This is a genomic window from Hyphomicrobium sp., assembly GCF_019753045.1.
Taxonomy (GTDB): domain Bacteria; phylum Pseudomonadota; class Alphaproteobacteria; order Rhizobiales; family Hyphomicrobiaceae; genus Hyphomicrobium_B.
On sequence record NZ_JAIELN010000004.1, the window covers coordinates 23,463 to 36,088 of the forward strand.

At 60.7% G+C, this 12,626-nt stretch carries 12 protein-coding genes; 7 read left to right on the forward strand and 5 right to left on the reverse strand.

Annotated elements, in window-relative coordinates; translation table 11 throughout:
• Window positions 1-67 precede the first annotated feature (67 nt).
• The gene (locus K2Q04_RS04500) at window positions 68-1,264 is read left to right on the forward strand and encodes an MFS transporter (protein WP_291159854.1); all 1,197 of its coding nucleotides are present in this window, start codon (window positions 68-70) and stop codon (window positions 1,262-1,264) included.
• Between the two features lie 58 nt (window positions 1,265-1,322).
• A complete protein-coding gene (locus K2Q04_RS04505) occupies window positions 1,323-1,631 on the forward strand; it encodes a hypothetical protein (protein WP_291159856.1) in 309 nt (102 codons plus the stop codon).
• A 64-nt stretch (window positions 1,632-1,695) separates the two neighbouring features.
• Here the strand turns inward: K2Q04_RS04505 and glnA are convergent, their stop codons facing one another.
• Together glnA and K2Q04_RS04515 are read right to left on the reverse strand one after the other, a co-directional pair.
• Window positions 1,696-3,105, reverse strand: a complete 1,410-nt coding sequence (gene glnA, locus K2Q04_RS04510; protein WP_291159859.1) for a type I glutamate--ammonia ligase — start codon at window positions 3,103-3,105, stop codon at window positions 1,696-1,698.
• 99 nt (window positions 3,106-3,204) lie between these two features.
• Window positions 3,205-3,543: a P-II family nitrogen regulator gene (locus K2Q04_RS04515; RefSeq protein WP_045838054.1), complete on the reverse strand. Its 339-nt coding sequence runs from the start codon at window positions 3,541-3,543 to the stop codon at window positions 3,205-3,207.
• A gap of 302 nt (window positions 3,544-3,845) precedes the next feature.
• Between K2Q04_RS04515 and K2Q04_RS04520 the strand changes: the two genes are divergently transcribed.
• Window positions 3,846-5,411 (forward strand): NAD(P)H-hydrate dehydratase, encoded by a 1,566-nt coding sequence (locus tag K2Q04_RS04520; protein ID WP_291159861.1) that lies wholly within the window; start codon window positions 3,846-3,848, stop codon window positions 5,409-5,411.
• Here K2Q04_RS04520 and K2Q04_RS04525 read toward each other — a convergent pair.
• Complete coding sequence (locus tag K2Q04_RS04525; RefSeq protein WP_291159864.1) at window positions 5,408-5,968, reverse strand: thioesterase family protein; 561 nt, start codon at window positions 5,966-5,968, stop codon at window positions 5,408-5,410. The two genes, K2Q04_RS04520 and K2Q04_RS04525, sit on opposite strands and share 4 nt — an antisense overlap.
• A 180-nt stretch (window positions 5,969-6,148) precedes the next feature.
• Here K2Q04_RS04525 and K2Q04_RS04530 point away from each other — a divergent pair, with 180 nt between their 5' ends.
• From K2Q04_RS04530 to K2Q04_RS04540, 3 genes are all read left to right on the forward strand, one after another.
• Window positions 6,149-7,825, forward strand: coding sequence for a tetratricopeptide repeat protein (locus K2Q04_RS04530; protein ID WP_291159867.1), 1,677 nt, complete (start codon window positions 6,149-6,151; stop codon window positions 7,823-7,825).
• Between the two features lie 40 nt (window positions 7,826-7,865).
• Window positions 7,866-9,332, forward strand: a complete 1,467-nt coding sequence (locus K2Q04_RS04535; RefSeq protein WP_291159870.1) for a deoxyribodipyrimidine photo-lyase — start codon at window positions 7,866-7,868, stop codon at window positions 9,330-9,332.
• 208 nt (window positions 9,333-9,540) lie between these two features.
• Window positions 9,541-10,404: a L,D-transpeptidase gene (locus K2Q04_RS04540; RefSeq protein ID WP_291159872.1), complete on the forward strand. Its 864-nt coding sequence runs from the start codon at window positions 9,541-9,543 to the stop codon at window positions 10,402-10,404.
• A 64-nt stretch (window positions 10,405-10,468) separates the two neighbouring features.
• On the opposite strand, the gene K2Q04_RS04545 is transcribed toward K2Q04_RS04540, so the two are convergent.
• Window positions 10,469-11,671 (reverse strand): DUF1134 domain-containing protein, encoded by a 1,203-nt coding sequence (locus K2Q04_RS04545; RefSeq protein WP_291159875.1) that lies wholly within the window; start codon window positions 11,669-11,671, stop codon window positions 10,469-10,471.
• A gap of 76 nt (window positions 11,672-11,747) precedes the next feature.
• The gene (locus K2Q04_RS04550) at window positions 11,748-12,158 is read right to left on the reverse strand and encodes a thioesterase family protein (protein WP_291159878.1); all 411 of its coding nucleotides are present in this window, start codon (window positions 12,156-12,158) and stop codon (window positions 11,748-11,750) included.
• Window positions 12,159-12,341: 183 nt separating this feature from the next.
• On the opposite strand from K2Q04_RS04550, the gene K2Q04_RS04555 reads away from it, so the two are divergent.
• Window positions 12,342-12,623: a hypothetical protein gene (locus K2Q04_RS04555; RefSeq protein ID WP_291159881.1), complete on the forward strand. Its 282-nt coding sequence runs from the start codon at window positions 12,342-12,344 to the stop codon at window positions 12,621-12,623.
• Window positions 12,624-12,626 lie beyond the last annotated feature (3 nt).

Genomic DNA, 12,626 nt, shown 5'->3' on the forward strand with positions numbered 1-12,626 from the left:
TTGCCCTTGCGGACCGGCAAGTCAAGCCTTATTCCAACGCTGTTGAAATGAACGGGCGGCGAGGGACATGACGTCTGCGATCGATGACGGAATTACCGAGCGTCAAAGGCTGTTGAGCATTGCGGCCGTTTGCTCGACGTCGTTCGGTACCGGGATTTCGTTCGGCATAGGCTTTCCGCTTACCTCGCTGACTTTTGAGGTGTGGAATCAGCCGAGCTGGATGATCGGACTGGCAGGAGCGGCTCCCCCTTTTGCAATCCTCTTGGCGCTTCCAATCGCGCCCCGTTTGATCGCCAAATTCGGACCGGTTGGTTCCATCGTCGGCGGATGCTTGATCGGCGCTATCGGCTTCTTGGCGCTCGCTCTCTTTCAATCGCCGTGGGCCTGGATTGCGATCCGTATTCTCATGAGTGCCGGCTTTGCGATGCCGTGGCTCGTTGGCGAGACGTGGATCAATGCGGTCACGCGCGAGGAGACGCGCGGACGCGTCATCGCAATTTATGCAATGGTCTTTTTCACGGGCTATGCGATAGGACCAGTTTTGTTGCAGGCGATGGGTCTCGATGGGCCATTGCCATTTCTCGCGGCGGCGGTGGTGACGGGGCTTTCCGGGTTCCCGGTCATGATCGGGCGGCAGCTCGCACCGATGGTCGAGCACGATACCAGCCGCAACGTCGCTTCCGCATTTCGCTGGGCTCCGGTGGCGATGGTCGCTGCGTTCGTCGGCGGCTTTTCCGAGATCACCGTTCTTTCGTTGATCCCGAACGTGGCGCTCGCGGCCGGATGGTCTCAGTACCCTGCGCTGGCTTTGCTCACCGTCACGACGGTCGGCGGCATCGTGTTGCAGTATCCGGTCGGCTGGTTGTCTGACCGCTTCTCCCGCTACGCCATGATGGTCGTATCGGTGGTTCTTTTCATTGCGCTGGCTCTCGCGCTGCCGCTTGCCCTCACCAATCCGGTCGCCGCGTACACGACCGCGTTTCTCATGGGCGGCGTTATTCTCGGCTTCTATGCGCTGGGCCTCGCCATCATCGGCGAACGGGTATCGGCCAGTGGCCTCGCGGCCGTGAACGCGGCCTTCATCATCATGTACCAGCTCGGCGCTCTCGTCGGTCCGATCTGCGCCGGCATGGCGATGATGGACGATGCCGTCCACGGCTTTGTCACGATCGTTATCGTGACGATGGTCATTACCGGCGTGGCCTTGGTCGTCTTCAAGCGTATGGAGCGCCGGTGGGCGGCGGAGGGGCTACATCATGGTTAACGGTTTATTCGCGTCTCCGCGCTAGCCTCACGCAAGGTTCAGCGTTCCGAGTTCGACCATGATCGTGCGGTCCATCCTGTCGTTTTTTTCCGTACTTGCATTCGGGGCGATGACGGTCGCCGCTTTCTTTGCCCTGGCGCCCTGGTTTTCGGGGCATGTTCCCGAGAGCGTGCGCTCCCTGACCGTGGGGCTCGAGTTCAATTCCCTCATTATAGGGCTGGCGCTCGGCTTGACGCTGGGCGCGGTTGGCCGCTGCAATTGGTCCGACATTCCACGCCGTGTCGTGACGTGGTTCCTCGTTCGCGAGCAGAAGTTTTTCTATTACGCGCTGATCGCCGTGTGTGGCGGGGTCCTGATTTTCTATTGAGCGCACAATAGAAAAAGGCGGCCCTTTCGAGCCGCCTCTTCGTATTCCAAACTGCCGAGCAGCCTTAGACCGAATAGTACATGTCGTACTCGACCGGGTGCGGCGTCATCTCGTAACGCATGTTCTCTTCCATGCGCAGCGCGATGTAGGCGTCGATCATATCGTCGTTCATGACGCCGCCGGCTTTCAGGAAGTCGCGATCCTTGTCGAGGCTGTCGAGAGCTTCGCGAAGCGAGGCCGCGACGGTCGGGATCTTGGCAAGCTCGGCCGGGGGCAAGTCGTAAAGGTTCTTGTCCATGGCGGGGCCCGGATCGATCTTGTTCTGAATGCCGTCGAGGCCGGCCATCAGCATCGCCGTGAAGGCGAGGTAGGGGTTTGCGCCCGGATCGGGGAAGCGGATTTCGATGCGCTTCGCCTTCGGGCTCGTGACGTGCGGAATTCGGCACGACGCCGAGCGGTTGCGTGCCGAATAGGCGAGCAGCACGGGGGCTTCGAAGCCAGGAACCAAACGCTTGTAGGAGTTGGTCAGCGGATTGGTGAAGGCGTTGATGGCCTTCGCGTGCTTCAGGATGCCGCCAATGTAGTAAAGGCACATCTGCGAGAGGTCCGCATACTTGTCGCCCGCGAACATCGGCGTGCTGCCCTTCCAGATCGACTGGTGGACGTGCATGCCCGAGCCGTTGTCGCCGTAGACCGGCTTCGGCATGAACGTCGCTGTCTTGCCGTAGGCCTGAGCGACGTTGTGCACGACGTACTTATAGATCTGCATGTGATCGGCCATCGTGATCATCGGGCCGAACTTGACGCCGAGCTCGTGCTGGGCGGCTGCAACTTCGTGGTGATGCTTTTCGACGACGACGCCCATTTCCGACAGAACCGAAAGCATCTCGGAACGAATGTCCTGGGCGCTATCGATCGGGGGAACGGGGAAGTAGCCGCCCTTTACGCGGGGGCGATGGCCGAGGTTGCCCGTCTCGACGTCGGCGCCCGTGTTCGTCGGCAGTTCGCTCGAGTCGACCTCGAAGCCGACCGAGTACATGTCGGTCGAGAAGCGTACGTCATCAAAGATGAAGAATTCGGCTTCCGGGCCAAAGTAGACTTTGTCGCCGATGCCAAGCGACATCATGTAGGCTTCAGCCTTCTTGGCGACCGAGCGCGGATCGCGCTCGTAGGGCTGGCCGGTAGAGGGCTCGAGCACGTCGCAGAAGATTGCGACGGTCGTCTGAGCGAAGAAGGGGTCGATATGTGCCGTTGCCGGATCCGGCATCAACGTCATGTCGGATGCTTCGATCGACTTCCATCCAGCGATAGAGGAGCCGTCGAATGCGTAACCGTCGGTGAAGACACTCTCGTCGACGCAACCGACGTCGGCGGTGACGTGCTGCATCTTGCCTTTGGTGTCCGTGAACCGAAAGTCGACGAACTTGGCTTCCTTGTCCTTGATGAACTTCAGGACGTCACTCGCGTTTTTCATAGACACTCCCCTGTCTAGGCGTTTCGTTCAACACACGCATGCCGGTTGTTGGGCCGACGAAGGCCAATTCAGGCGTGGGCAGCTTTTTTAAAGTTCGGTTTAGATGGCGTCTCGCCCGGATTCCCCGGTGCGGATGCGAATAGCGTCTTCGATGGACGAGATAAAGATCTTACCGTCGCCGATCCGGCCTGTCTTCGCGGCCTTTTGGATGGACTCGACTGCCTTGTCCAGCATGTCGTCGCTCAAAACCACCTCAATCTTCACCTTCGGCAGGAAGTCGACGACATATTCGGCACCCCGGTAAAGTTCGGTGTGGCCCTTCTGGCGGCCGAACCCCTTTGCCTCGATGACGGTGATGCCTTGCAAGCCGATTTCTTGTAGCGCTTCTTTTACTTCATCGAGCTTGAAGGGCTTTATAATCGCTTCAATCTTTTTCATTTTCGCCCCTTGAATCGTGGACAGCATGTCGTTGGAAACTCACGCTAGCCCAGTGGCCCCAAGGCTAGCAGAGGCCGTGCCACCTGTGGTGTTTTTGAAAAACGTCACATATGTCAGCAGCTTAGCGTGTAGTTCCGGCTTCGGAGTTCGTCGCCGAGCGCTTAATACGCCTAAATTTGATGCCGGATGTATAATTTTCCGGCGAGTTCGATGCCCATTTCTCTCTCAACCGGACAAACGCTGAATTTAAAGGCAGGTGGCGGCGCTCACCGTCGCGCCCGTCAGGCTCGCAGGAACATGACATGAATGAATTGTTGACGCCCGCGGAAACGGGGGAAGCGGATCGCTTAACGGAGGCGGGCGGTACGCCGAGCCTGGACCTTATGGCGCGGGCTGGGAAAGCGGTCGCGGACGTGGCTGCGCTGATGACACGCGGGCCCGATACGCGCATCGCTGTCCTTTGCGGGCCCGGCAACAATGGCGGCGACGGGTTCGTCGCAGCGAGGCTGTTGCGCGATCACGGCTTCGATGTGCGTGTGTTCCTGCTCGGCGACAAGTCTGCGTTGAAAGGTGACGCAGCCGAAATGGCCCGGCGCTGGCCATTGCCCATTCGGCCAGCGACGCCCGACGCTCTGCAGAGCATGTATCTCGTCATCGACGCACTTTTTGGCGCAGGTCTTTCGCGTCCACTCGAAGGCGATGCGGCTGAATTGGTCGAGGCGGTCAACGCCAGCGGGCTGCCGGTGCTTGCCGTCGATGTGCCGAGCGGCCTCGACGGGGCCAGCGGAGAGGTGAGGGGCGTCGCGATCAAGGCGCGGCGGACGGTCACGTTCTTCCGTAAAAAGCCGGGTCATCTCCTGATGCCGGGGCGCGACCTTTGCGGCGAGGTCACCGTTGCAGACATCGGCATCCCCGATAGCGTGCTCGGTTCCTTGAAGCCCCGCTTGCATGAGAATGCGCCCGGGCTCTGGATCTCAGATTTCAATTGGCCGACGGACGGAGGCCACAAATACGACCGAGGTCATGCTGTCATCGTGTCGGGGCCGGCGCTGCAGACAGGCGCTGCGCGCCTCGGCGCACGGGGCGCGCTCAGAGCCGGCGCGGGCGTCGTTACGCTCGTCGGCAATTCGACTGCAACGGCGATCATTGCGACCCAGGTCACGTCGATCATGGTTCGCTCCGTATCGGGAGCCGAGGCGCTTTCGGATTTCCTGCGCGACCAGCGGCGCAACGCGGTTCTGATCGGTCCCGGCGCGTCCGTGGGACCGGATACAGCGGCCGATGTTCTAGCAATCCTGAAATCATCGGCGTCGCTGGTGCTCGACGCCGATGCGCTCACATCATTCGCGGATCCGGAGGACAACGGAGATCGTGCCGAGGCGAGCATGGGATTTCTTGCGCGCAACGGTGATCGTGGTCCGGCTCAGCCGTCCACGCTGTTCGCGGCGATCAAGGGGCGGCAAGCGCCGGTCGTGATGACGCCGCATGAAGGTGAGTTCAAACGGCTGTTCGGTGAGCTTCCCGGTTCCAAAGTCGACCGCGCGCGGACGGCGGCGGAGCAGTCGGGGGCCGTCGTCATCCTCAAGGGCACGGATACCGTCGTCGCGGCGCCCGACGGCCGCGCCATCATCAATTCGAACGCTCCGCCGTGGCTCGCGACGGCGGGCTCGGGCGACGTGCTTGCCGGTTTCGTTACGGGGCTATTGGCGCAGCGCATGCCGGCGTTCGAAGCCGCGTCGGCGGCCGTCTGGCTGCATGGCGAGGCAGCCAGCGCTTTCGGGATCGGCATCATTGCCGAGGATCTTCCCGATGTTTTGCCGAGGGTGCTGCAGAAACTTCATGCGGAGAAGCCGAGAGGCAGACGTTAGCTGGCGACGCGGCCGGCTTGCTTGAGCTGATCGTCGGCGTGGAGGAATGCTTCAACCTCGGGCGTCGACGGAGGGCTCACTTCGGAGACGCCGAGAAGGGCCATCAGCCGGGCAATTTCTACGAACTTTCGTTCTTTCCGGTCGTAGAGGCCGCCTTTGAACAGGGCGCGCGCGGCGGCTTGTCCATCGCGCTTTCCGCCGTCGATGACGAACGTCTGCTCCATCACGACAAGCGTCGTGTCCCAGCAGAGCAGGCGCGTTTCGAGCCGGAACTTCTGAAACGGCCTCAGTTCACGCTGAAAGCGGATCGTGATTGCGCTGGCGATCGGCGTCCAACGGTAGTTCAGCACCTGACGCCAGAGGCCGGAACGCACCATGACATCGAGACGGCCGAGATCCATCATCGTGAGATAACGGCCGTTGTTCATATGGGCGGAGATGTCGAGGTCGTGCGGCCAGACCCGAAATTGCAGCACTGATGTTTGACGCGGGATGTCGAGGTGGCCGCGGCTGCGGGCCGTCAGCAGAACCCATATCAGTCTGAACCAAAGGTTCATCGGCGGGTCTCCGGAGCAACTCGCACCAGGGCCTCCTACGGCAGCTTTTACGTATGCGTCAACAGGACGGGAAGCCGCGAGCTGAATTCGCCATTGCCCGGCCGAGGGTCACAATGGCACCCTACCTCGTGTAAGATATGAATCGCGGTCCAAGGCACCCAAAAGGAATTTGTTGAGACAATGAAAAGGGGCTTTCGCGCGGCGTCAGTATTCCTAGCATTGGCTTCGCCGTTGGCGATTGGGCCGGCGCTTGCGGCTGAGGGTGCTTCGGGGCCGTCGCAGGTCGAGGAGGGCGCAGCCCAGCTCGTTCGCGGCGATGTCGCGAAAGCTGTTACAACCTATACGGAAGCGCTCAAAGATACGGGGCTTGCCAACGATCGGCGCGCTACGATCCTCAATGACCGGGGCGTTGCCAACGTGCGGCTCGGTGAGACCAAGCTGGCGCTCGAAGACTACAATCGCGCGGTCGAGCTCTTTCCCGAATACCCCGTGGCTTACAACAATCGTGGCAACCTGCTGTTGGCGCTCGGGCAGTATGGCGAAGCGCTGAAGGATTTCGATCGCGCCATCGTGCTGGCGCCGGGATACGCGGCCGCCTATTCGAACCGCGGCAACGCGAAAATGAAGGCCGGTAAAACCGGTGATGCGATTCTCGATTTCACCAAGGCCATCGAGCTGATGCCGGCGAGTGCGCCGCCGCTATCGGGCCGGGGCCTCGCTTACCTCGCAGCCGGTAAGCCGCATGCTGCGATCCGCGATTTTTCACGCGCGGTAAATTCAGACGCTCGTTTTGCCTCCGCCTATCGAAACCGCGCCGAGGCACGCATGGCGGTGGCGCAACGGGAAGAGGCGATCGAAGATCTTTCGCGTGCCGTCGCTTTCGACGTCGGTAACAGCGAGCTTTATGTGGTTCGCGGCTATGCGTATCTGCTCGACGGCAATACCGCGTCGGCGATCAAGGATTTTTCGCGTGCCATCGAGCTCGACGGAAAATCCAGCGCGGCCTACGAGGGGCGCGGTCTCGCCAACGGATTGGCAGAGGCGTCGGACGATGCTTATGCCGACCTCAACCGCGCGATCGAACTCGATCCGCGCTCGCCCGTTGCATTTGCTTTCCGCGCTTTCGTCTACAAGCAAAACAGCCAGGCTGACATCGGCGCCAAGGACGTGCAAACGGCCATCAAGCTCGATGCCAACTCGCCGGAAGCGCTTTGGGCGCGCGGCGAGATCGAGGAAGCAAACGGAGCGGCCGACACCGCGATTACGGATCTCCGCCGTGTGCTGCAGTTGCGCCCGAGCTGGCGTTTCGCGGCAGACGCATTGAAGCGGCTTGGCGCGCCCCCCGACGATGCGGACGACAAGCCTGAGCCTTCGCTCGATCTCGGAAAATGGCACGTCGTTCTGAGCGGCAAGGATTACGTGGCGACCAGCGAAGAGTATCCGCAGATACGCGTTCCGCTCGAGATGACCGGGGCGGGACTGCCGAAACTGCTCGCGTGGGAGGTCAAGCCGCCGCCGTACGCCAGCTATGGGATCCTTCGGTTTTCGGGTGGCCGGGTGGCGGTAAAGGGCGGATTCGAAGAGGCCGAGCTTGCGGCGATCATCGACATCACCTCGGCAAAGGTCATTGCGATCGAACCGGACCGGCTCGGCAACCGGGTGGCCACCTGGACGTGGGATGGCGATACCCTGCAGGTCGCGAGCGTCGATGGCGCAACGGACCAATATCAGCTTCGTCCCGTCAACGTTGCCGCCGTCGGACAAAAGCGCCCCTATGGTGCAGGGCAGGCGGGCGATGCCGGTTCGCAACGGCGATCGAAGCCGAAGACGATATTCGATCTGTTGTTTGGCAACTGATGTTGGCGCCGTCACGGACGGCGAGATTGCGACGGGATGAATGAGCAGCGCGCCCGTCATCGTCTGGCTTCGCAATGACTTTCGGCTGCGCGATCATCCGGCGTTGACCGCGGCCGTGGCGTCCGGTTCGCCGGTTATTCCACTCTACGTTCTCGACGATGAAACGCCCGGCCGGTGGGTGCTTGGCGGCGCGTCGCGATGGTGGCTCGGTAAGACAATCGAGGCATTCGCTCGTGATATCGCCGCTTGCGGCGGAAAGCTGGTCCTATGTCGTGGAGACGTCGCACGCGAACTCGTGCGCGTCGTTGAAGAGACCGGGGCGACGGCTGTCTATTTTTCGCGAAGCTACGAGCCGTCAACGATTGCGTTGGAAGATCAGTTGAAGGCGGCTTTCGATGATATGGGCGTCGCGTTCAAGCGGTACGGCGGGCGCCTGCTGAGGCAGCCTGAAGAGACGCGCACTAAGTCCGGCGGCCCTTACCAGGTCTTCACGCCGTTCTGGCGGGCTTTCACGAAAGATCTGACGCTGCCGAGAGCCTTGGCTGCGCCGGATCGGATCAAGGCACCTTCGCGATCGCCGAAATCGGACGATCTTCGCGATTGGCAACTTTCTCCGACGAAGCCCGATTGGTCGCGGGGCCTCGGCGATACGTGGCAGCCGGGAGAAAGCGGAGCACGTGACCGGCTGGCGGAATTTGCGAAAACCGGGCTCGCGACCTACGCGATAGATCGCGATCGCCTCGATGAGGACGGCACGTCGCGCCTCTCGCCGCATTTGGCTTTCGGAGAGATCTCGCCCGCCGCCTGCTGGCGTGCGGCAGCCGACGCAGCACGCGGAAAGAGCGCGAACGATCAATCGATCGAGACATTTATGCGGGAACTCGTATGGCGCGAGTTTTCGTATTCGCTGCTTTTTCATTTTCCGAAATTGCCGGAGGAGCCGCTTCGCCCCGAATTTGCGGAATTTCCGTGGCTTGGAGATGCTGGGCAATTGAGAGCGTGGCAGCGCGGAAAAACCGGCTATCCGATCGTCGACGCCGGAATGCGTGAGTTATGGGCCACGGGCTACATGCACAATCGCGCGCGGATGATCGTGGCGTCATTTCTTGTCAAACATCTGCTTATTCCGTGGACAGCGGGGGAAGCGTGGTTTTGGGATACGCTGGTCGATGCCGACCTCGCGAATAATTCCGCAAGCTGGCAGTGGGTTGCTGGCTGCGGGGCTGATGCAGCGCCGTATTTCCGAATTTTCAATCCCGTATTGCAGGGCGAGAAGTTCGACCCGAATGGCGAATACGTGCGGCGCTGGGTGCCAGAGCTTGCGGGCTTAACTGCCGATGTAATTCATAAGCCTTGGACGGCGAAGCCTGAGAGCCTGGCACAGGCAGGGGTTGTGCTCGGAAAGTCATATCCTCGGCCGCTCGTCGAACATGCCTATGCACGCGTTCGCGCGTTACAGGCCTATGAGAAAATAAAGACCGCTTCCAAAAAAGAAAATCGCGACTGAGTATTGGAGGGGATTCAAGCCGTTATCGGCTAAATGCGGGCATAAGAGGCGAAATGCTCAGCGCGATATAAGAAACACATTCGTAATCTATTTGAATTTCCGAGCTTGATGAGACGCGATCTATTCGCGATTTTCTTAACCGTTCAGTCTCTTTCGGGATATTATCGTAGTGTGAAGAAGCTTGTCGCGTATTGCGTAGGGAGTTGTGATGTTGCGGGCATTTATGTTGGCGGCGATTGTTTTCGCTGCTGTTCCTTCGGTCGGGGTGCTCGCTGAGCCGTCGGGAACCGACGCTCCGGTAGCTAAGACCACCGAAACCCAGTCAGGCACAACGACGTTCTTCGGGGACGCGAGCAAAGCCGCCGCTCCGGAAGCCGCAAAGCAGCCGGCGCCCGTCGCTGCAAAGCCGCAGCCTTTGCTGCCGCCGACGCTGACCGCGTCGGTCGATCTCAGCCGTCAAACCATGACGGTTTCGGTCAATGGCGAGCCGCGCTACACCTGGGCGATCTCGTCAGGCACCGCACAATTTCCTACTCCGACCGGAAACTTCCGCCCGGAATGGACCTCCAAAATGTGGTATTCGCGTAAATACGATAATGCGCCGATGCCTCATGCGGTTTTCATAAATGGCGGCGTGGCCGTGCATGGCACGTCACACGTACGTTCGCTCGGTGCTCCGGCTTCTCATGGCTGCATCCGGCTTGCGCCCGGGAATGCAAAGACCTTCTACAATCTCGTTCAACGCCACGGCCTGCAGTTGACTCGCGTCAGCGTTCACGGACGTCCGAACTGGCGCGATGGGGCTATCGCAAGCCGCCGGGATCGTGACTCGCGCAGGGAAGTCGACGTTGCAAATAGCAACCAGGGCGGTTGGTTCTGGGGCAACAGCTGGGGAAGCGCCGATTCATCCTACGACGCGCCGCCCGTGAAAAAGAAAGACCATAAGGGTTACGCCTACGTCTACATCGATGGCGTTCCGACGAAGGTCTATCGGCAGAAGAACGGCCAGTACGTCTATAAAGCCCCGTCCAAGCAGAAAAAATATTACAACACGTACGGATCCGCCTATTAATAGGCGATGCGAGCTCTCAAAAAAGAAAAGGCCCGGAAACACCGGGCCTTTTCTTTTGCGGACCTCAGAACGGGTTCCAAGTCGGTTTTTCGGTGAAGCCGAGGTATCCGACGTTTGCGCCGAGGCGCATGCCGACACCGGAGCGGATCGGCGCCATGATGACCGGTCCGCCCTTGAGAACAGTCAGTCCGACGCCTCCGACGAAATATGCCGAGCCGTCGATCCCAGTGAAGTTGCGATAGAGCGCTGCCGGATCGTCCATATTGTAAATGAGGAAAAGCGTCCGCGATCCGGAGGCGCCAAAGTCGGTGCCGAGGGAGGGACCGTGCCAATAGACTTTTTTGACGCCGGGCTGCGAGCGCATGAAAAGGTTGCCCTGACCGAAGCGGAGGCCAGCCAAGAATGCTCCGCCGCCCTCGATCCCGAGCACGTAAGCTGTCGGACGTCCGTATTGTTTGAAGGCATGCTCGATGACGCTCGCAAGGCTCGTCGACACCGTTCCGAAGAAGCCTCGCGTCGCGTCGCGAATTTCATCGATGGTATAGCCGCCTTCCGCGGGAGGCAGGGGTGCCGGGGGCGGGAACGGCAGTTCTTCATTCGGCTGCGTCATGGCGACGACCGGCGGGCTTCTCGCATCATCGTGCTTCGTGCTCGCCGTCCAGCCTTCTGACGGCGCTGGAGCAGCTTTCGCAGCGACTTCGGGCGGCGGGCTCTTTTTGGCCTTTGGCGCAGTTGGTGCCGGACTTTGGGGCGCATTCTGAACCGGCTTTGAAGGCGCGGCAGGCGCAGCCGAGGCGACGGGCTTCGCGGGTGGGGCGTTTCGGTGGGCCTCGGCGATCTTTTCATCGAGGCGCTTCAGCATGTAGTCGGACTTGCTCTTGATGACCGTATTCAACTCGTCGGCGGCGGCGTGCAATTCCTGCAGCTTCGCGCAATCGGGCTGCACACCTTCGGGTACGCGGCCGAGCGAATCCACGCGCAGTAACAGCGCGCTGCTCTTCTGGTCGAGTTCATCGAGCGTCGCGTCCTGGATCGCGTCCAGCGCCACGTTTTCGTAATCGGTATCGCTGAGGTTGAGAGCGGCCCGATAGCGTTGCATGCGTTCTTGAAGTTTAGGCTGCGCTTCAAGCGTGAGAGTTCTGAGGCTCGCTCCCGATTGGTCGATTGCGGTCGCGAAATCCTTCGTGGTGCAGGGCTCGGCAGCCGCGGCCTGTCCCGCGACGGCCAGCGAAGCGGCAAGGGCTAAGAGAGCTGGCAACAATCGCATAAGTCAGAAACTCCGGTGGTGCCGTGCGGCGCACTCAAGACGACTAGCGCGAGCGGACGAGTGCTGCAGGCTTCCTCTAACGTCGTGGCAGAGATTTGGCGGCGAGACGCGCCATAAAGCGAGGGGTGTCGACGACGATTCGCGTGTGCACTCCGGATCCAATCTGTTCGACGCCGTCGCTGGCCGAGACGTCAAAGGTCAGCTTGCGTCCGTCGACTGCTTTCAAGGTTGCCTTCGCTGTAACGGTGAAACCGATCGGGGTGGGCGCGGAATGGGTCACGTTGAGGTGGACGCCCAGGCTCTGGTGATCATCCGGCAGATGCCCGTCGAGACAGTCGACGCATGCTGCTTCCATCAAGGCGATGAGCATTGGACTTGCGAAGACGGGGACGTCACCGCTGCCCACCTTCGTTGCGAGGCGTTCTTCAGTGACAAGTGCACTTGCCGAACCTTCAAGGCCCACTTTCAACAATGATAAATCAGCCATTTAGCCCGCTCCTGTTCATCCCGCAGGCCATAAGGTGCGAAATCTGCCAGATCAATAGGGAGGATGAATGACAGGCTCTTTGCGACGTTAACCTCGTTTCGCCGACGCGATGCACAACGCTCGCCCGACCGATCAAGATTGCGCGTGACGAGGGGGATTCTGCCTGGGCCTCAGGGGAGACGCGTGCTTCACCGCTTTCGCTGGTTCGTGATCGCATTTTCGATGGTGCTGGCTCTCGCGCCATTCGCCGGCATTGCCGGGGCCGCTCTCCTCGCGCTGGTCGCCGGGTGCGAGATCAACGATGCGACGAGAAACGCTTGCTTTGCGTTCGGTGTCGACCTTGGGCCATGGCTGTCCGGCCTGTCGACGACAGCGGCGCTCGGCAATATCACGCTCCCGGCCTTAGCTGCCGTTCTGACGCTCTGGGCCGTTGTCGAAAGCGCATACGTTCTCTTCCGGCGATAGCTC